The sequence below is a fragment of the Streptomyces sp. MBT65 genome (assembly GCF_016612545.1).
Taxonomy (GTDB): domain Bacteria; phylum Actinomycetota; class Actinomycetes; order Streptomycetales; family Streptomycetaceae; genus Streptomyces.
The window spans coordinates 1-19,234 of the sequence record NZ_JAENRY010000196.1 but is presented as its reverse complement, the minus strand read 5'-3'; the positions used below and the strand labels follow the sequence as shown (position 1 = coordinate 19,234).

At 69.5% G+C, this 19,234-nt stretch carries 16 protein-coding genes and 1 pseudogene; 9 read left to right on the top strand and 8 right to left on the bottom strand.

From position 1 onward, the window contains the following. Positions 1-697: TetR/AcrR family transcriptional regulator (locus JHN63_RS34470; protein ID WP_234478141.1), on the top strand; the 697-nt coding region annotated here is incomplete at its 5' end. 109 nt (positions 698-806) lie between these two features. Here JHN63_RS34470 and JHN63_RS34465 read toward each other — a convergent pair. The 4 genes from JHN63_RS34465 to JHN63_RS34450 all read right to left on the bottom strand — a co-directional run bounded on the left by JHN63_RS34465 (position 807) and on the right by JHN63_RS34450 (position 4,646). After that, a complete protein-coding gene (locus tag JHN63_RS34465; RefSeq protein ID WP_200688208.1) occupies positions 807-1,664 on the bottom strand; it encodes a dioxygenase in 858 nt (285 codons plus the stop codon). A 54-nt stretch (positions 1,665-1,718) separates the two neighbouring features. Beyond that, complete coding sequence (locus JHN63_RS34460) at positions 1,719-2,561, bottom strand: citryl-CoA lyase (RefSeq protein WP_200688206.1); 843 nt, start codon at positions 2,559-2,561, stop codon at positions 1,719-1,721. Beyond that, positions 2,554-3,744, bottom strand: a complete 1,191-nt coding sequence (locus JHN63_RS34455) for a CaiB/BaiF CoA-transferase family protein (RefSeq protein ID WP_200688204.1) — start codon at positions 3,742-3,744, stop codon at positions 2,554-2,556. The genes JHN63_RS34460 and JHN63_RS34455 overlap by 8 nt, the downstream gene beginning before the upstream one ends. A gap of 80 nt (positions 3,745-3,824) precedes the next feature. Continuing rightward, positions 3,825-4,646: an IclR family transcriptional regulator C-terminal domain-containing protein gene (locus tag JHN63_RS34450; protein WP_200688201.1), complete on the bottom strand. Its 822-nt coding sequence runs from the start codon at positions 4,644-4,646 to the stop codon at positions 3,825-3,827. A 272-nt stretch (positions 4,647-4,918) separates the two neighbouring features. Between JHN63_RS34450 and JHN63_RS34445 the strand changes: the two genes are divergently transcribed. The 3 genes from JHN63_RS34445 (at position 4,919) to JHN63_RS34435 (ending at position 8,152) form a co-directional block, all read left to right on the top strand. Further along, positions 4,919-6,379, top strand: coding sequence for an amidohydrolase family protein (locus JHN63_RS34445; RefSeq protein ID WP_234478140.1), 1,461 nt, complete (start codon positions 4,919-4,921; stop codon positions 6,377-6,379). Between the two features lie 93 nt (positions 6,380-6,472). Then, on the top strand, positions 6,473-7,609 hold the full coding sequence (locus JHN63_RS34440; RefSeq protein WP_200688199.1) for a serine hydrolase: 1,137 nt from the start codon (positions 6,473-6,475) through the stop codon (positions 7,607-7,609). Positions 7,610-7,732: 123 nt separating this feature from the next. Beyond that, positions 7,733-8,152, top strand: coding sequence for an ATP-binding protein (locus JHN63_RS34435; protein ID WP_200688197.1), 420 nt, complete (start codon positions 7,733-7,735; stop codon positions 8,150-8,152). Here the strand turns inward: JHN63_RS34435 and JHN63_RS34430 are convergent. Then, positions 8,149-9,393, bottom strand: a complete 1,245-nt coding sequence (locus JHN63_RS34430; protein ID WP_200688212.1) for an RNA-guided endonuclease TnpB family protein — start codon at positions 9,391-9,393, stop codon at positions 8,149-8,151. The two genes, JHN63_RS34435 and JHN63_RS34430, sit on opposite strands and share 4 nt — an antisense overlap. 27 nt (positions 9,394-9,420) lie before the next feature. On the opposite strand from JHN63_RS34430, the pseudogene tnpA reads away from it, so the two are divergent. Both tnpA and JHN63_RS34420 read left to right on the top strand, forming a co-directional pair. Further along, positions 9,421-9,825, top strand: a pseudogene (gene tnpA, locus JHN63_RS34425) (IS200/IS605 family transposase); the annotation flags it as partial. A 153-nt stretch (positions 9,826-9,978) separates the two neighbouring features. Then, positions 9,979-10,836, top strand: a complete 858-nt coding sequence (locus JHN63_RS34420; protein WP_200688210.1) for an endo alpha-1,4 polygalactosaminidase — start codon at positions 9,979-9,981, stop codon at positions 10,834-10,836. Positions 10,837-10,910: 74 nt separating this feature from the next. On the opposite strand, the gene JHN63_RS34415 is transcribed toward JHN63_RS34420, so the two are convergent. After that, positions 10,911-12,233: a glycoside hydrolase family 16 protein gene (locus tag JHN63_RS34415; protein ID WP_200688195.1), complete on the bottom strand. Its 1,323-nt coding sequence runs from the start codon at positions 12,231-12,233 to the stop codon at positions 10,911-10,913. Positions 12,234-13,094: 861 nt separating this feature from the next. Between JHN63_RS34415 and JHN63_RS34410 the strand changes: the two genes are divergently transcribed. Next, positions 13,095-15,641 carry a discoidin domain-containing protein gene (locus tag JHN63_RS34410; RefSeq protein ID WP_200688193.1) on the top strand — a complete coding sequence of 849 codons (2,547 nt, stop codon included), beginning with the start codon at positions 13,095-13,097 and terminating at the stop codon, positions 15,639-15,641. A 243-nt stretch (positions 15,642-15,884) separates the two neighbouring features. Here the strand turns inward: JHN63_RS34410 and JHN63_RS34405 are convergent, their stop codons facing one another. After that, on the bottom strand, positions 15,885-16,427 hold the full coding sequence (locus JHN63_RS34405; RefSeq protein WP_200688191.1) for an EF-hand domain-containing protein: 543 nt from the start codon (positions 16,425-16,427) through the stop codon (positions 15,885-15,887). Positions 16,428-16,654: 227 nt separating this feature from the next. Here JHN63_RS34405 and JHN63_RS34400 point away from each other — a divergent pair, with 227 nt between their 5' ends. Beyond that, positions 16,655-17,554: an NAD-dependent protein deacetylase gene (locus tag JHN63_RS34400; protein WP_200688189.1), complete on the top strand. Its 900-nt coding sequence runs from the start codon at positions 16,655-16,657 to the stop codon at positions 17,552-17,554. A 213-nt stretch (positions 17,555-17,767) separates the two neighbouring features. Here JHN63_RS34400 and JHN63_RS34395 read toward each other — a convergent pair whose 3' ends face one another. Then, on the bottom strand, positions 17,768-18,037 hold the full coding sequence (locus JHN63_RS34395) for a hypothetical protein (RefSeq protein WP_200688226.1): 270 nt from the start codon (positions 18,035-18,037) through the stop codon (positions 17,768-17,770). 19 nt (positions 18,038-18,056) lie between these two features. Between JHN63_RS34395 and JHN63_RS34390 the strand changes: the two genes are divergently transcribed. Beyond that, positions 18,057-18,647, top strand: coding sequence for a carbamoyltransferase C-terminal domain-containing protein (locus tag JHN63_RS34390; RefSeq protein WP_307782054.1), 591 nt, complete (start codon positions 18,057-18,059; stop codon positions 18,645-18,647). Positions 18,648-19,234: the final 587 nt, after the last annotated feature.

The window sequence follows — 19,234 nt, the reverse complement described above, 5'->3', positions numbered from 1 at the left end:
CGTCACCCCGGCCCGCACCCCCCTGTCACGCGAACGTGTCGTCGACGCCGCCTTCACCGTGCTCGACCGCCAGGGACTCGACGGCCTGTCGATGCGCCAGGTCGCGGCCGAACTCGAGGTCACCGTCTCCGCCCTCTACGCCCACGTGAGCTCCAAGGACGACGTCCTGGAGCTCATGTACACCCGCCTCTTCGACGACTTCAAGCCGCCCGAGGCCGACCCGGAGCGCTGGCAGGAGGAAGTGCGCGCATACGCCCGTGAAGGGCGGCGACGCCTCCTGGCGCACCGGGACATGGCCAGGATCTCCATGGCCCACGTCCCCTTCACCGCCGAACTCCTGCCCCATGTCGAGGCGCTGCTCGGGGTGTTCCGCACCGCGGGACTGCCCGACCGCATCGCGGCGGAGGCCAGTGACCTCATCTCGACGTACATCGACGGGTTCGTCCTGGAGGAGGGCATGTGGCAGGACCGGGCCGCCCAGCAGAACGCGGACACCTCCTCGCCCGCCCGCCCCGACTGGCGTGAGATGGCCGGCGAGATGCAGAACTACTTCGCGTCCCTACCCGCCGCGGACTTTCCTCACCTCCGCGCCCTGGCCGGCGTCATGGTGACGGACTCGTCCGACGAGCGGTTCGACACCGGCCTGGAGATCATCCTGCGCGGCCTCGCGAGCTATCTGCCGACCGACCCGGCCTGACCGAACAGGCAGCGAATCCCGGTCAGTTGCTCAAGGTCATCGGCGCCGCGTACGCGGCCCGGCTGTCCGCCCTCGCCGTGGTCGTGCTGCCGCACCCTCTGCCCGACCGTCAGCGGGACTGCAGGACGAAGTCGAACTCGGCGTGCAGGTACGGCACTTCGAGCGTGCTGCCGTCGGGCGCGGTACCCGCCGGCTGTTCCGCGAACGGGATGATCAGCGCGTCCTTGGTGCCGAAGACGACGTCGGAGTCGAGGTAGTCGCTGTCCGCCTGGAACAGATGGGTGATCAGTTTCCGGTAGCCCGGCTCGTCGATCAGGAAGTGGACGTGTGCCGGCCGGAAGTGGCTGATGTCCGTCCTGCGCATCAGGTCGCCGACGGGGCCGTCCATGGGGATGGCGTACCCGCGCGGCGCGATGGTGCGGATGCAGTAGGTGCCGTCCTCGCGGGTGCGGTACTTGGCCCGCAGGCGTGCCTCGTCGATCTCGGGGATCTGGGCCTCGTAGGCGCCCTCCGCGTCGGCCTGCCACACGTCGAGAACGGCGTCCGCGAGCGGCTTGCCCTCGGTGTCGGTCACCCTGCCGGTGAAGTACAGCGGTGTGCCCGGGATGCCGTCCGACATGTCGAAGCCGTGGGGCGCGGTCGGCGAGCCGTCGATGTGGAAGGGGCCGAGCACCGTGGCCGGGGTCGCCTGAGGCGTGAACTCGTTGTTCAACTGGACGACCAGCGTGCTCAGTCCGAGCACGTCGGAGGTGAGGATCAGTTCCTGCCGCTTGTCGTCACTGATCCCGCCGGCCGCGGTCAGCCACTCGATCGCCGCCATCCACTCGTCCTCGGTCAGCCGCACCTCACGCGAGAAGGCGTGCAGATGGCGGACCAGCGCGGTCATCAGCTCGCCCAGCCGAGGGGAGTGAGCGGTGCCCCACCGCTCGACGGCCAGCTCGGTGATGTTGTCCTCGTCGACGAACACGGTTGCGGCTCCTTGGTCTGCGTGCGGGTGGCTGGTGGGACGGCGGGTGCGGGGTCAGTCCTCGCGCCGGTCCTTCGTGAGCGGGTCCGGGGTGTAGGGCTCCGGCGGCACCGGGGTGTTGTTGCGGTCGACGGACAGGAAGACGTCCTGGGCGACGGGGTGGCGCAGTTCCTCGGCGAGTTGGCCGATCAGTCCGGCCGTACGGGCCAACAGCGCGAAGCCGCGCAGCAGTTGGAGCGGGAGGCCGAGATCCGCGAGGGCTGCACCGCACACTCCCGCGCCGTTGAGGGGGAGCGTCCGGTGCAGCACCTTCGGGTGCACCCGGCCGATGGCGGCGAACAGGCTCAGGTGCGGGCCGAAGACGCCCTCCTCCTGGGCGATCCGGATCAGCCTCGGCGTACGGGGGTCGCCCTCCTTGTGCACGTGGTGACCGAGGCCGGGGACGAACTCCCCGGCGGCGCGCCGCCGTTCGACCGTGCGCAGTGCGACCGCGTCCCAACCTGCCTCGTCGGTGGGCAGGTCTCCGTCGAGGGATTCCAGTACGTCGTGCAGGAAGCGGCCGGTGTCCTCGGTGACGCCGAGGAAGCGGGAGCCGCCGCCGAGCAGTCCGGCGGCGAGCGCACCCTGGACCGAGTCCGGGGCGGAGAGGTAGGTCAGGCGGGTGACGATGGCCGTGGGGGTGAAGCCGTGGTCGGCCAGGGCCGCGAGCACGGCCTCGAAGACACGGGTCTCGCCGGGTGCGGGCCGCCGCTGGGTCGCGAGCCAGAACGCGAGTTCACCGAAGCCGACCGTGCCCATGATGTCCTCGGCCAGGTCGTGCCCGAGCAGGGTGATGGTCTTCAGGTCGGAGGCGCCGAGGGCCGTGGGGTAGGCGGGGCGCGGTGTCGGCTCAGACATGGCCGTCCTCCTCGGGTCCGGACAGCCAGGTGCGCAACTCCGCGCCGTGCTCGTCGAGTTCGGGCGGCGGCAACCGGTAGGAGGCGGGGGTGGCGGAGAAGCCGATCGGGTGCCGTGTGGTGGGCACCGCGCGGTCCCCCTCGCCCACGGTGACCACCGGGTCGAGTCCGAAGCGGTCGGCCATGGCGAAGCCGCCGTCGATGGTGTTGATCGGTCCGCTCGGCACACCGGCCTCCACCAGTGCCTCGAACCACTCGGTGGCCCCGCGGGTCTTCAGCCTCTCAGCCAGCAACGGCCGCAGCAGGTCGCGGTTGGCGGTGCGGTCGGCGTTGCGCGCGAATCGCGGGTCGTCGGCCACCTCCGGTATGCCGAGGACCTCGCACAGCTTGCGGAACTGGCCGTCGTTGGCGGCCGTCACGATGAGGTCGTTGTCGGCGGTGGGCAGCGGTTCGTAGGGGAAGACGCTGGGGTGGGCGTTGCCCATCCGGTAGGGCACGGTGCCGCCGGCGACGTAGGCCGAGCTGTGGTTGACCAGTCCGGTCAGGGCCGAGGACAGCAGGTTCACCTCGACGAGCTGGCCCGTCCCCGTGGCGTCCCGGTGGCGCAGTGCGGCGAGGATGCCGATCGTGGCGTGGTTGCCGGCCATCACGTCGAACACGGAGATCCCGGCCCGGTAGGGCGGTCCGTCGGGGTCGCCCGTCAGGCTCATGAGCCCCGAGATGGCCTGCACCATGAGGTCGTAGCCGGGGACGTGCCGGCCGGGTCCGGTGCCGAAGCCGGTGATCGACGTGTAGATCAGCCCTGGGTTGTCCCGCCGGACCGAGTCGTAGTCCAGTCCGTACTTCGCCATGCCACCGGGCTTGAGGTTCTCGATCAGGACGTCCGCCCGGCGGGCGAGGTTCCGGGCGACCTCGGCGTCCTTCTCGTCCCGCAGGTCGAGGGCGATCGAACGCTTCCCCCGGTTGATGCCGAGGTAGTAGGTCGAGACCTCGTCGCGTGTCGGGGGCATCCAGGCGCGGGTGTCGTCGCCACCCGGTCCCTCGACCTTGACGACGTCGGCCCCCAGGTCGGCGAGCAGCATCGTGGCGTACGGCCCGGCAAGGATCCGTGAGAAGTCCGCGACCAGCACCCCGGAGAGCGGGCCCGTGGTGCCCGGCGGAGTGGGCTTGGCGCTCTGCGACATGAACCTTGCCTTTCTGTCCGTACGTCGGACAGTCGTCCGGACAGCGATTCTCTGTCCCGGACGACGGAGGCGTCAAGACGTCACGAGCGCACCGGGCGGCCGGACGGTCGGACCGCGTGGGGCGCGGACTCCAGTCGGGCGAAGTCCAGGCTGATCTCGCCGGCGGCCTGGAGGAGGAGCGGAAGATGGTCGTCGAGCAGCACCTCCAGCGAGGTCTCGGCGGCGTGCGCGTTCACGTTGACGCTGGCGACGACGCGGCCCGAACCGTCGCGCAGCGGAGCGGCCACCGAGCGGATGCCTCTGGCCAGTTGCTCGTCGGTCAGCGCCCAGCCCCGCGCGCGCACCTCCCGCAGCTCCGCCTCCCATTCGGCCCGGCCGGGGTGCCACACGGACTCCAGGCCCGAGCGGCTGGGCTCGGCGAGGACCCGGGCCGCCTCGTCGGGCGGCAGCGCGGCCAGTAGGACCTTGCCCAGCGAGGTGGGAAGCGCGGGGAAACGGGTGCCGATCTGCACCGCGAGGGTCACGATCTTGGGCACCGAGACCCGGGCGACGTAGACGATGTCCGAACCGTCGAGCTGCGCGATCGAGCAGGACTCGTTCGTGCGCTCCACCAGCCACTCCAGGTGCGGGCGCGCCACGTCCCACAGTCCCGTCGAGCGGACGTAGGCGACGCCGAGGTCCAGGACGCGCGGGGTCAGCACGAAACCGCCGGATTGCTGGCGTACGTAGCCCAGCTCGGTGAGGGTGAGCAGGATCCGGCGCGCGGTCGGCCTGGCCAGCCCGGTCGCGGTCGCCACGTCGGACAGCGACATCACCGGCTGCCGGGGCCGGAAGGCGGTGATGACCTCCAGGCCCCGGGCCAGCGCCTCGATGAAATCGGGTCCGGTTCCTTCGCGCGGCATGGTGGCTCCTCTGGTCGCCGTCGGCTTCGCTTCCGGGTGTCCGCCGTACGGACACCCGACGAGGGCACTCTACGCAGCGGAACAGGCCTCCGTCGCGATGGCTCGGACGCGGCGACGACGGACCGACCGCAGAGCGGACGGCTGGGGACATTACCGGGCGGAATTCGGAAACCGCGGAGTATTGACACCGGCACAACAGCCTGACGACGATCGGTCACCAACCATGAGCCGTCATGCGGACAGTCGTCCGATGCACAGTGGGAGATCCAGGGATGAGCCAAGTGATGAGCCAGTCCACCCCCTTCCCGGCGGGACGACCCGTCGTCCTGCGCGGCGGCACCGTCCTGCCCATGGACCGCGCACGGCGGGTGCTGAGCGACACCGACGTCCTCGTGACGGGCGACCGGATCACCGCGGTCGGCCCGCGGCTCGCCGTACCGGAGGGGACCGCGGAGATCGACGCGTCCGACGGCATCGTGATGCCCGGCATGATCGACACGCACCGGCACATGTGGCAGACGGCGATGCGCGGCTACGGCGCCGACTGGACCCTGACCCAGTACTTCGTCTGGTACTACCTCGAACACGGCACCGCCTTCCGGCCCGAGGACGTACACGCCGGCAACCTCCTGGCCGCCGTAGAGGCACTGGACGCGGGGGTGACCACGGTCGTCGACTGGTCGCACGGGCTGCAGACGGTCGACCACGCGGACGCGGCGGTCGACGCGCTGCGGGCCGTGCCCGGCCGGTTCGTCCTCGCCTACGGCAACATCCAGCAGGCTCCGGCGGAATGGACCGCGGCACCGCAGTTCAGGGACTTCGTGCGCCGCCGCATCACCGGTGACGACATGCTCGGCTTCCAGATCGCCTTCGACGTCACCGGCGATCCCGCCTTCCCCGAGAAGCCCGCCTTCGAGGTCGCCCGCGAGCTGGGCGTCGCCGTCACCACCCACGCCGGAGTCTGGGGCGCCACCAACGACGACGGCATCCGGCTCATGCACGAGCACGGCTTCATGACCCCCGAGACCGTCTACGTCCACGCCTCCACCCTGTCGGCCGACTCCTACCACCGCATCGCGGCCACGGGCGGCTCGGTCTCGGTGTCCACGGAGAGCGAGCAGAGCGCCGGCCAGGGCTATCCCACGACCTGGGCGGTCCGCTCCCACGACATCCCAGTCTCCCTGTCGATGGACACGAGCGTGTGGTGGAGCGGCGACCTCTTCTCCGCCATGCGCACCACACTCGGCGCCGACCGCGCCCGCGAGCACCTGGAGGCCCACGCCCAGGGCGAGACCGTCACCCACAGCGCGCTGCGTGCCGACCAGGTCGTGGAGTGGGCAACTCGGGGCGGTGCCAGGGCACTTGGCCGCGAACACGACCTGGGCAGCATCGAGGAGGGCAAGAAGGCCGACCTCGTCCTGCTGAAGAACGACCACTCACCGGTCTCGTTCCCGCTGCTCAACCCGTACGGCCACGTGGCCTTCCAGGCCCAGCGGGGCGACGTGCACACCGTCATCGTCGACGGCCGGGTGGTCAAGCACGAGCACCGTCTCCTCGACACCGACCTGGCCGCGGTGCGGCGCACCGTCGAGCGGACCGTGGACCATCTGCGGTCGACGATGGGCGAGGAGGCATGGGCGAAAGGCATGAACCCGGACGTCCCCGAGACCAAGGTCCTCGACAACCCCTACACGTACACCGACTACCGCAGCACCTCGACCCACGGCCGCTGAGAAGGCGTGGGGGTCTGCACCGATGAGTTCCGGGCCGGCGGACGGTCCTAGAGACATATCCGCCGCCGGCCATGACACGAGGGGCAGAACCTGATGAGCCACCTGACCGCACTGCTGGAGAAGTACGTCGCCGAGGGAGCCTTCCCCGGAGCGGTCGCCCTGGTGGACCGCTCCGGCGAGGTGGAGGTCGCGGCCGTGGGATCGACCGAGCCGGGCGGCTCGGCGCCGATGCGCGCCGACACCCTGTTCCGGCTCTCCTCGGTCACCAAGCCCGTGACCGCCGCCGCGGTGCTGGCGCTCGTCGACGACGGCGTGCTCACCCTGGACGCGCCGATCGCGCGCTGGCTGCCGGAACTGGCGTCCCCGAAAGTCGTCCGCACTCCCGCGAGCGAGCTGGACGACGTGGTGCCGGCCGTCCGTCCCATCACCGTCGAGGACGTCCTGTCGTCGCGCTCCGGATGGGGCTTCGGGGCCGACTTCACCGCGCCCGCCCTTCAGCCCCTGTTCGCGGACGTGGCCGTGTACAACGGAGGTCCGCGGTCGCCGCTGACCCCGGACGAGTGGGTCGCCGCCCTCGCCGACATCCCCTTGCTGCGACAGCCCGGGGAGGCGTTCCTGTACAACGCCAGCTCCGACCTGCAAGGCGTGCTGGTGGCACGGGCCGCGGGACTTGGACTGCCGGAGTTCCTGGCCGAGCGGATCTTCGAGCCGCTCGGGATGAAGGACACGGCCTTCGCCGTACCGGCATCGGAACGCGACCGCCTCACCCCCTACTACCTGACAGCCCCTGACGGCACCCACACCTTCGCCGACGCGGCCGACGGCGCCTGGTCCACCCCGCCGGCCTTCCCCTCGGGCGCGGGAGGCCTGGTGTCCACCGTCGCGGACTGGCACGCCTTCGGCCGCATGCTGCTGACCGGCGGCGGCACGGTCCTCTCCCCGCACTCCGTACGCCTCATGACGACGGATCACCTCACCGCGGACCAGCGCGCCGAGGGCGACCTCTTCCTCCAGGGCCAGGGATGGGGCTACGGCGGCTCGGTCGACGTCACCTCCGGGGAGCCGTGGAACACCCCCGGCCGTTACGGGTGGGTGGGCGGCACCGGCACCGCCGCGCACATCGACCCCTCGACCGACACGGTCACCGTCCTCTTCACCCCCTGTGGCCTGTCCGGTCCCACCTTCCCCGCGTGGATGCGCGACTTCTGGACCTACGCCGCGACCGTCTGAGCGTCCCCTGGGGTTGGTCATCGGCCTGTTCTGAAGCGGTGTACGCGGCCTACAGCTCGGGACGGAAGGCGGTGTGGCGGCGCCGATCCTTGCCCTCCGGGTGCGGATGGGCCACGGCATCGCATGGGCAGCTGGGGCCAATTGGCCCGCGTTCTCGGCAAGTTCCTGGACAACGGCCGGCGGCACACCGTCACCGAGATCACCGTGCCCCTGGCCCACGCGGGCGAGGACGGCCGGGCCGGTCCAGGCCTGGCCATCGCGCGAAACGTCGTACGCAACCACGGCGGCGAACTCACCGTCACCGAGGCCCCGTCGGGCAGTACGGCCTTCCTGCTCGCCCTGTCGCGCACACCGCACGGACGCCGACGACGCGTACGCCCGACCGCACCCCCTTGCCGACCCGGGACACCCGCCGACCAGGTCCGGGGCCAGCACAATCGGTCGCGGCCGCCTTGGTATCGTCACGGCACCGGACCACCCGACACCCCACGGTCCGTACAACCACCAAGGCATTCCCAGCCGTTGACGTGCTCCCTGGCCTAAAGTCCAGGGATTCCGGCCTGGGTCGTTTGACCTTTCCGGGGGCTTCCTGCTTCACCGCGCTGTGCGGGCACGTGTACCCGTCTTACCGGCACTCCACAGGCGTTTAGCGTCTCCACCCGTCCGGTGGCGACGATTCGACGTCCTTCGAAGAGGACGTTACGAGCCGCGTTGTGGTCACGGTCGTGCACGGTGGTGCACTCGCCGCACGTCCACTTGCGAACGTGCAGGGGCTTGGGGCCGTCCCGGAATCCGCAGACCGAGCAGACCTGAGAGGACGGGAAGGCCCGGTCCACCTTGGCGAAGGTGCGGCCGTGCAGAGCTGCCTTGTACTCCAGCATGCCGACGAACGCGGACCATCCCGCGTCGTGCACGGACTTGGCAAGCCGGGTGCGGCCGAGGCCGGACACCGCGAGGTCTTCCACGTACACCGCTTGGTTGTCACGAATGATCTGTGTGGAAGCCTTGTGGTGCCAGTCCCGGCGCCGGTCCGCCACCTTGGCGTGCTGGCGTGCGACCTTGATCCGAGCCTTGGCGCGGTTCTTCGATCCCTTAGCCTTGCGGGACAGTTCCCGCTGAAGACGCTTGAGTTTCTTCTCGGCCCGGCGCAGGAAGCGGGGGCTGTCGATCTTCCTGCCGTCGGACAGGACGGCGAAGGCGGACAGGCCGAGGTCGATACCGGACTCCGCTTCCACCTCGGGGAGGATGTCCGGCTCGGTGTCCACGACGAAGCTGAGGAAGTACCGGCCGGAGCTGTCTTTGGTGACCGTCAGGGACGTGGGCGCGGCCGGAAGTCGGCGGGACCACTCGACCTTGAGGTTGCCGACCTTGGCCACATACACCGTGCCCTCGTCCTGGAGGGAGAAGGCGTTGCTGTTGAGGCGGATCGACTGCCGGGTGTCCTTCTTCGATTTATAGCGGGGCGGGCCGGCCTTACGGCCCTGCCGCTTGCCCTTGACCGAGTCGAAGAAGTTCTTGTAGGCGGTGTCCAGGTCTCGCAGAGACTGTTGCAGGACGACCGCCGACACGTCGGCGAGCCAGGCGCGTTCCTCGGTGTGCTTGGCCTGGGTGATGCGAAGCCGGGACAGCTCGGCCGACTTCACGTACGGCAGTCCTGCCGCGTGCGCTTCCTTGCGGTCGCGCAGGCAGTCGTTCCACACCACGCGGGCGCACCCGAACGCACCTGCCAGCGCACGGCGTTGGGCGGCATCCGGGTAGGCCCGGTAGTTGTAGCGGAGCTGCACACCCAAGATCCTCCTACGATTGGTCTCATGGATGGGCAGAGCGACTACAGGCGTGGCAGGCATGTTCCGGCGACGCACGTGCACTTGGTCCTTGTGACGAAGTACCGGCGCGGGGTGTTCAACGACCAGATGCTGACGCGCTGCAAAGAGATCATGCGCAAGGTCTGCGAAGACTTCGAAGCGGAGCTGAAGGAGTTCAACGGCGAACGTGATCACGTCCACCTCCAGGTGCACAACCCGCCCAAGGTCGCGGTCCCGAAGCTTGTCAACAGCCTCAAGGGCGTCTCCGCTCGCCGGATACGGCAGGAGTTCACCGGCCGGATCAACCGCGCCATCATGCACGGGCACCTGTGGTCGCCCTCGTATTTCTCCGCATCATGCTGCGGGGCGCCGTTGGCGATCGTCCGCCAGTACATCGAGCAGCAAAAACGTCTGCTCCAAGGCGCACGTCAGAACAGCCCTGAGATGAATGCTTTCTGCAAGGGTCCCGCTAACACAGGCTATCGAGCCGTCAGCCCGGCCCCAGTCGCCAGGATCCAGCGTGTCCGAGGCGGGGCATGCTCTCGCATCCAGAGGCAGACCGTCATGCGCAAGTCCCGGGCCGGCTCCCGCCGTGTCACCGTGTCCCTCTCCGCCGTCCTCGCCGCGACGGCCCTCGCCGCCGTCGGCTGCTCCGGCTCCGCCACCGACGCCGACACCTCGCCGAGCAGCCCGGCGGCGAAGGTGTCCGCACCGCCCGTCCACGCCGGCGTCGACTACCAACTCGGCGGCGCCTACACCCCGCCGAAGGGCGTCTCCGTCGTCTCCCGTGACCACACGGCCTCGCCCGCCCCGGGCGTCTACAACATCTGCTACGTCAACGCGTTCCAGGCCCAGCCGGACGCCGAGGGGGACTGGGACGCCGACCTCCTGCTTCGGGACCGCTCCGGCAAGGTCGTCATGGACAAGGACTGGGGCGAGGCGATGCTCGACATCGGCACCCCGGCCAAGCGCGCGAGGATCGCGGAGAAGGTGGACGACTGGATCGACTCGTGTGCCGACAAGGAATTCGACGCCGTCGAGCCGGACAACTACGACAGTTACACCCGCGCCCCTCGCGGACTGCTCACCGCGGCCGACGCCGAGGCGTTCCAGACCCTGCTGGCCCGTCACGCGCACGCCCGGCACCTCGCCATCGCCCAGAAGAACACCCTCGAACTCGCCAAGGACCGCAAGCGGGTCGGCCTCGACTTCGCGGTGGTGGAGGAGTGCGGACAGTACGACGAATGCGGGTCCTACGTCGACGCGTTCGGCGACCACGTCATCGTCGTCGAGTACACCGAGCAGGGCATGAAGAAGGCCTGCGCGGGCTGGGGCGACCGGATCAGCATCGTACGGCGGGACCTCGAAGTCATCCCGGCCGGCCACGACGGCTACGTCCGTGAGACCTGCGACCGCTACTGACGACTTCCCTTCAGGGCACGGCAGTTGCGCGGCCGTGGTACCTGGGCCGGTCCCGCGGGACCGGCCCAGGGGGCTCACTGGGTGTAGGTGTAGTGCGGACTGTCGTACTGGGGGCCGTTCTTCTCGTACGTGAACCAGTACGTCAGGGTGGATCCGGCGGTGAGCGTGACGTTCTGCGTCCAGGTGCCGCCGCTGTTGGTCATACGGAAGTTCTGCTGGCCGGCGTTGTTGATGAGGTAGTGCACGTCGACGTACGCCGCGGGCGTGGTCGGAACGAACGTGATCTGCGCCTGACTGCTGCTCAGGCGTGTCACGCCGGCGGTGTAGTCGGGCGTCGTCGTGCTTCCGCCGGTGCTTCCGCCGGTCGTGCTGCCACCCGTGGTGCCGCCGGTCGTCGTACCACCTGTGGTGCTGCTACTGGCGCCTTGTTGGTAGACCGCGAACCAGTCGACGCTCATGGCGGCACCTGATGTGATGCTGCCCGCCTGGGCGGCCGAACTGCAGCCGCAGACCTTGTCGGGGTACGAACCCGCGATCGCCAGGTCGAAGATGGCCATGAACCCGTGGTCGACGGCGGCCTGCCAGGTGGCGACCGAGACCTGGTTCTCGTTGACGGTGAAGGTCAGATTGCCGTCGAGGTAGAAGCGGAGCTGCTCCGCGGCGGTGTTCGTGCGGTCGATGATCGCGGAGTACGTGTGGTAGCCGGTCTGGCAGCCCGCGCACGGCTGGAGATCACTGGTGATGCCGTCGGGGTCGTGGCACTCGCCCGCCCACACCCCGCAGTGGAAGGTGGTGGAGTGTTTGCTCAGCGCGTTGACGTCCTCCATGATGTCGAACTCGCCGATGCTCGGCCAGTTCGTCGCGCCGACCGGGCGGGCAGCGCCGCCCATCGCCCAGAACGCGGGCCAATAGCCCAGTCCGCTGGCTGGGTTGGGCTGGAGGATGGACGCGCTCATCTGGAGCTGTCCTCCGGCCGGGGCGGCGAAGTCGGTGCGCTGGGTCTCGATGCGTCCCGAGGTCCAGTGGCCGGAGCCGTCCCGGAGCGCCCGGATGACCAGGTGTCCCTGCCCGTCCTGGTACACGTTGTTCGTGGAGTCGGTGGCCGACTCGATCTCGCCCGTTCCCCAGTTGGCGGCACCTCCGGGGTAGCTGGTGCCCAGGTCGTACAGCCAGTCGGTCCGGTTCAGCGCGCTGCCGGACGATCCGTTGAAGTCGTCGGAGAAGACGGTGGTCCAGCCTGCGGGAGCGCCCGGTACAGCCGCTGAAGCGCTGCCACCGGTTCCGATCAGGCCTACGAGTGTGCCGATGAGCAGCAGCAGAGCGCTGCCCAGGACGAGGGGGACGGTTCTCTGGCTGCCTGCGGGCGCACCGGCAGGTGGTGGTGGGGAGTTCGTCATCGTGTGGGTTCTCCCTGGCGAGCTGGCGGGTGGGGAGCGGGAGTGGTGCGGGGGGCCTGGCTTCTGGTGGAGACCGGAGAGCAGGTCAGGTCTGAGAGCGCTCTCAGGGTGATCGTGAATCTGCTGTCCCTGGTTGTCCTCCTGATTTCGGACGATCCGTCATGTCGATTGCGGTAGGCCTGAGTTGGGTGTGGGCCGGGCAGGGATCGCCGTTCAATGCAGGAGTGTCCGGCGCGACCCTCCATGCGTCAACGGCTTCAACGCGACGGGTTGAAGAGCAGGCCTCTTGGCGACGTCGTATGGAGTCCCGGTAAAGGTCCGAACCAAGGTCGGTGGAGTTGTGGAGCGCTCTCCAGCGGTTGGCTGAACGCACTCTCGCCGTGTTGAGCTGGGAGTTTGTGAGTGCGGCGTCGGTGTGCCGCTGCTGTAGTCGAGCGGACGCCCTCTGGCGTCGCGCGTCGACCTTGCGAGGCGCTTTCAGAAGGCGAAGGAAACCACCGCGAGGGATCGGGCGGTGCCGGCGGTTACGCGCCCCCCCTTGAGGATGTTGCCCTGGCCGCCGTCGGCACCGCCGCGCCTTCAAGGCTTGACGGGGTCATCTCCCGTGTCCGGTCGTCCGCCGCGCCTCTGGCCAGGTCGCACCGCTCGTAGCGATACGCCGACCAGCCGCCTGTGAAAGGAAGTTGAAGAAACTCGCGTCACGACTCTTGTCACCCTGATGGTTCATTACTTAAATCAAACCGTGAACTAAGCATGGCATAAGGCCAGTTCATGCACGCCGAACGCTGGACGGAGCCTGCTCCCGCGTTCCGGTTCCGTGTGTCCGCTCCGCTCGTCACCCCACCCGCATGGAGTCACGGCATGAAACTCAGATCCTTGGGTGTCGCGCTGGCCGCAATGGCCGCGCTCGTCACCCTGCCCCTGCACAGCCCGGCCGCCGCGGCAGACCTGCCGCTGTCCCAAGGGAAGACGGCCACGTCGTCCTCCGACGAGAACGCGGGCACTGTCGCCGCCAACGCCGTCGACGGCAACACCGCCACCCGCTGGTCTTCCGGCGCCACCGACACCCAGTGGCTCCAGGTCGACCTCGGCTCCTCGGCGACCATCACCCAGGTCGTCCTCAACTGGGAGACCGCGTACGGCAGCGACTACAAGATCCAGACGTCCCCGGACGGGAGCACCTGGACCGACGTCAAGTCCGTGACCGGCGGCGACGGCGGCACCGACACGCTCGACGTCTCCGGCCAGGGCCGCTACGTCCGGATGTACGGCGTCCACCGCGCCACCCAGTGGGGCTACTCCCTCTGGGAGTTCCAGGTGTTCGGCAGCACAGACGGCACCACCCCGCCCGCGGGCTGCGACACGGCCAACGCCGCCCAGGGCAGGACGGCGACGGCTTCCTCCACCGAGAACGCCGGCACCCCGGCGTCGGCCGCCTTCGACGGCAACACCGGCACCCGCTGGTCCAGCGCGGCCTCCGACCCGCAGTGGCTCCAGGTCGACCTCGGGACCTCCCAGAGCCTGTGCCGGATCGACCTCAACTGGGAGACCGCGTACGGCAAGACCTTCCAGATCCAGGCCTCGGCCGACGGCCAGACCTGGACCACGCTCAAGTCCGTCACCGACGGCACCGTCGGCTTGACGTCCTACGACGTCTCCGGCCAGGGCCGCTACGTACGGATCAACGGCACGACACGCGGCACCGTCTACGGGTACTCGCTCTGGGAGGTGGCCGTCCACACCGGCTCGGGCGACGGCAGCGGGCCCGTGCAGGGCGGCGGTGACCTCGGCCCCAACGTGATCGTCGTCGACCCGTCAACGCCCGACCTCCAGGCCAAGTTCGACCAGGTCTTCGCGCAGCAGGAGTCGAACCAGTTCGGCACCGGGCGCTACCAGTTCCTGATGAAGCCAGGCACCTACAACGGGATCAACGCCCAAGTGGGCTTCTACACCTCGATCTCGGGCCTCGGCCTCAACCCCGACGACGTCCACATCAACGGTGACATCACCGTCGACGCGGGCTGGTTCAACGGCAACGCGACCCAGAACTTCTGGCGTTCGGCGGAGAACCTGTCGATCACGCCCTCCAACGGCACCGACCGCTGGGCGGTGGCCCAGGCGGCCCCCTTCCGCCGCATCCACGTGCAGGGCGGCCTCAACCTCGCCCCGAACGGCTACGGTTGGGCCTCCGGCGGCTACATCGCCGACTCCAAGATCGACGGTACGGTCGGCCCGTACTCCCAGCAGCAGTGGTACACCCGCGACAGCTCGGTCGGCGGCTGGACCAACGGCGTCTGGAACATGACGTTCTCCGGCGTGCAGGGCGCCCCGGCCACCAACTTCGACTCAGGCCCGTACACCACCCTGGACACCACCCCCGTCTCGCGCGAGAAGCCGTACCTCTATCTGGACGGCAACGAGTACAAGGTGTTCGTGCCCGCCAAGCGCGCCAACGCACGCGGCGTCTCCTGGCCCAACACAGCCGGTTCGTCGATTCCGCTGGACCAGTTCTACGTGGTCAAGCCCGGCGCGACCGCGGCGACCATCAACACCGCCCTCGCCCAGGGACTGAACCTGCTCTTCACCCCGGGTGTCTACCACCTCGACCAGACCATCGACGTGACCCGGGCGAACACCGTCGTCCTCGGTCTCGGTCTGGCGACCATCGTCCCGGACAACGGCGTGGACGCCATGCACGTGGCGGACGTCGACGGAGTCAAGCTCGCCGGTTTCCTGATCGACGCCGGCAGCTCCAACTCCGACACCCTGCTCCAGATCGGCCCGGCCGGCAGCTCAGCCGACCACTCCGCCAACCCGACCACCATGCAGGACGTGTTCGTGCGTATCGGCGGCGCGGGCCCCGGCCTCGCCACCAACTCCGTCGTGGTCAACAGCGACGACGTCATCGTCGACCACACCTGGCTCTGGCGCGCCGACCACGGCGAAGGCGTGGGCTGGGAGACCAACAGAGCCGACTACGGCCTCGTGGTCAACGGCGACGACGTCCTCACCACCGGGCTGTTCGTCGAGCACTTCAACAAGTACGACGTGCTGTGGAACGGTGAACGCGGGCGCACGATCTTCTTCCAGAACGAGAAGGCGTACGACGTCCCGAACGCCGCCGCCGTCACCCATGACGGCATCGTCGGATACGCGGCCTACAAGGTCGCCGACTCCGTCGACGTGCACGAGGCATGGGGCCTGGGAAGCTACTGCAACTTCACCTCGGACCCGTCGATCGTGCAGGCCCACGGCTTCCAGGTGCCGGTCAGGACAGGGATCAGACTGCACGACATCCTGGTGATCTCCCTGGGCGGCAAGGGCCAGTACGCCCACGTCGTCAACGACACCGGCGCACCCACGTCGGGCACGGACACCGTTCCCTCGAAGATCACGTCGTTCCCCTGACAGGGACCGTGACGGCGGTCTGACCGCCGACGCGGCTCGATGACAGGGCGCGGGTGGCAAGTCCTCCTTCTGGACGGGGACTTGGCACCCGCACGTCGCGCGCGGAGGAGTCGCACAGATTCGTTCTCGGTGGTGTCTCGTACCTCGCGGGCGAGCTGGTACGCGCCGTTTGCGGTGTCGTCGGCGTATGCCTCCGGGCAGGCGGTCCGCCGCGGCCGGCTCTGAGCGGCCGCCTCCGGTGCCTCACCCAGCGGCGATCGGGCCGCACATCACGTTGCCGGGTTCGGCAGGGTCGTCGCTGGTCCAGAACTGGGTCCACAGCGTGGCGAACTCGGGGCGGCTGAGGTATCCGTCGGCGTCGTGGTCGAGCCGGTCGAAGGCACCACCGGTCTCCACGGGCCGCCCGTGCCAGGTGTCGACGAGACGCTGGTGCTCGCCACGGGAGATGCGTCCGTCGGCGTTCTCGTCGACCGCGTCGAAGATGGTGTCGGCGGTGGCGGTGACGGCATCGGGGATGGTCGGCAGCAGGTCCACCATGGCGAGGAGGTCGTCCATGTCGATCCGGCCGTCCCGGTCCGTGTCCACGGTCTCCGACAGATGCAGCCACCAGCCCTTCAGTACGCCGTCCACGCGCGCCGCCAGTTCCGATCCCTCTCTCACGCGCGGCAGCCGGCCCCAGCGGTCCGCCAGGGCCACGAAGTCCGCCTCCTCCAGATAGCCGTTGCCGTCCGCGTCGAACGCCTCGAACATGGCCTGGAGCTTGGTCCGTTGGAACTCGCTGGACATCACATGCCTCCCCGCTCGCGGTACCGAGGTCACTCGCAGTACTCAGGACATGCTTTCCGCCGTCGGCCGCCCCGCAACGGCGCTCGCGCTCACTACAGCGGGTGCCCGCGCGCCCACGAGCCCGCCCGGCGCGCCGGGCGCCGGTTTGCCCGCGCCGGATGGAGAACCGTTCCCCGGTAACCGTCCACGCCCGCCGCGAGCCGCCGCCGATTCCGTACCCTGGCGGCATGCGCATGCGCCCCACCCTGAGCTGGACCCCCACGGCGGCGGACCTGCTGCCGGGCACCACCGACCTGGAGCCGGTCGTCGACGCGCTGAGCGCCGGCGGTGTGCTGGTGCTCAGCGGGGCGGGCCTCTCCACGGAGTCGGGCATCCCCGACTACCGGGGTGAGGGCGGGAGCCTGAGCCGGCACACCCCGATGACCTACCAGGACTTCACCGGCAGCGCACACGCGCGGCGCCGGTACTGGGCGCGCAGCCACCTCGGCCGGCGCACCTTCGGGCGGGCCCGCCCCAACGCGGGACATCTGGCGGTGGCCGCCTTCGCCCGGGACGCCCGCGTCTCGGGCGTGATCACCCAGAACGTCGACGGCCTGCACCAGGCCGCCGGCAGCGAGGACGTCGTGGAACTCCACGGCAGCCTGGACCGGGTCGTCTGCCTCTCCTGCCGCGCCCTCAGCCCGCGCCGCGAACTCGCCCGGCGCCTGGAGGCCGAGAACCCGGGCTTCGACCCGGTCGCCGCCGGGATCAACCCGGACGGCGACGCAGACCTCACCGACGCGCAGGTCGGGGACTTCCGTATCGTGCCGTGCACCGACTGCGGGGGCGTACTCAAACCGGACGTGGTGTTCTTCGGCGAGACGGTTCCGCCGCAGCGCGTCGAGCACTGCCGGCGGCTGGTCCGCGAGTCGACCGCGCTGCTGGTCCTCGGCTCCTCGCTGACGGTGATGTCCGGGCTGCGCTTCGTCCGTCAGGCGTCGCAGGAGGGCAAGCCGGTGCTGATCGTCAACCGGGACCCCACCCGGGGCGACCCGCACGCCCGCACCCGGGTCGCGCTGCCGCTGGGAACGGCCCTGACGACCGTCGCCGACCGACTCGGCATCCCGGTCGGCGGAGCGGCGGACTGAGCCGTCATACATGGCAGCCGCTGTGGCCTCCGCCGGGCCGGGTTCTATGGCGAGGCCGGCTCGGGTGGCGGTTCGTCAGTGGTCGGCACGGACACACCAGTGAGGTTGTAGATCCGTCTGGGTGCGGTGCCGGACGGCGGTGATCATGCCGGTCTTGATTCCGGTGGGCCCGTCGGAGTCCCGGGTGGAGCGCAGGTCGCCGCAGGCGTGTCGTCAGGCCTCCGGCAGACCGGACATCAACTCCTTGACACGGCGCGCGAACAGGTGCGCCTCGCGCTCTTCGCACAGTGCCCGGGCCCCCTCGGCAACGGCCCGGACGGTGGTGTCCGGCTCGCCGCGGGCCCGCAACACCCGTGCCCGGAGGATGAGCAGCAGCCCTTCCGCGTAGCGCTGGCCATAGGTGTCGACGGCCCAGTCGGCCTGGTCGAGGGCTGCTGAAGCCAGGCTCGCCGAGCAGGCCATCACCGCGACCGGGCTGGGCAACCTGTGCGTTGCCGGCGGAGTGGCCCTCAACTGCGTTGCCGCCGACAAGCTTCACCGCCTGGACGCGGTCACCGGCTACTTCGCCCCGCCCGCAGCCAGCGACCGCGGCCAGGCTCTCGGCTGCGCCCTGTACGCCTGGCACCGCCTCGCCGGCGACGTGCCCAGGCGGCCGCTGTCCAGCGACTCCTTCGGCCGCGAATACACGGCGGAGCAGATCGAGCAGGCCCTGCGCCGCGACCCCCGATCCGGTCTGGTCGAACGGCGCCGGACACCGTTCACATGGCGGCGCGAGAGCGACATCGCCCGCACGGCCGCCCAGATGATCGCCGGTGGGAAGATCATCGGCTGGTTCCAGGGCGGCAGCGAACTCGGACCCCGCGCACTGGGCGCCCGCAGCATCCTCGCCGATCCCCGCACCACAGCCAGCTCCCGCGCCCTGAACGAAAGGATCAAACACCGCGAAACGTTCCGGCCATTCGCACCGAGCGTCCTCGCCGACCACGCCGGCGCCTGGTTCGACCTCGACGCGCTCAGCCCGTTCAGTCGCCCCTACCAGCACGACCATCCGTACTGCCGCCAAACACCCCCGACAGGACAAAACGCTCTTTGAGTGCCTGTGTCTGAACCTCGGGCCGAAAGCCGGCATGAACCGCCGTGCTGACGTGGGGAGTTGACGACAGCGTGACGGCGCTGGATTCTGCGCGTTGGGTGGGCGGAGGAGGTACGCGTAATAGCCGCCACTTCATAGCAGAGCATGACAATTGAATGCGGTGAGTGTGTGTACGCTCCGTGACCTGGACCTGGACCCGCTACCGGGATCGCCGCTGCTTAGGGTGGCCGCCGCCAGGTCACCAGCGACCCCGCGCCGCGGCGGACGATCCGCAACAGGCGTTGCCCCTCGTCGTCATCGATCTCACGGACGCGAACTCGTTCTGCCACCCGGACAGCCTGGCGACACCGCGCTGTCCAGACCAGCATCCGAACGGCGCGTCACGTCACCACGGGGCAAAAGGGCCAAAGGTCTTCTGATGCGGTATTGGTCCTCGTGAGGCGGAACTGGTAAACCGAGGGCCGACCCGGCGCAGGGATGCCTCGGTCTCGTGGAAGACGGCGGTCAGGTGGGCCATGTCCTGATCGGAGCAGGATCCGTTGAGGCAGGCCTTTCAGGCTGCGTGGGGGCGCAGGCGTGCGGCACTG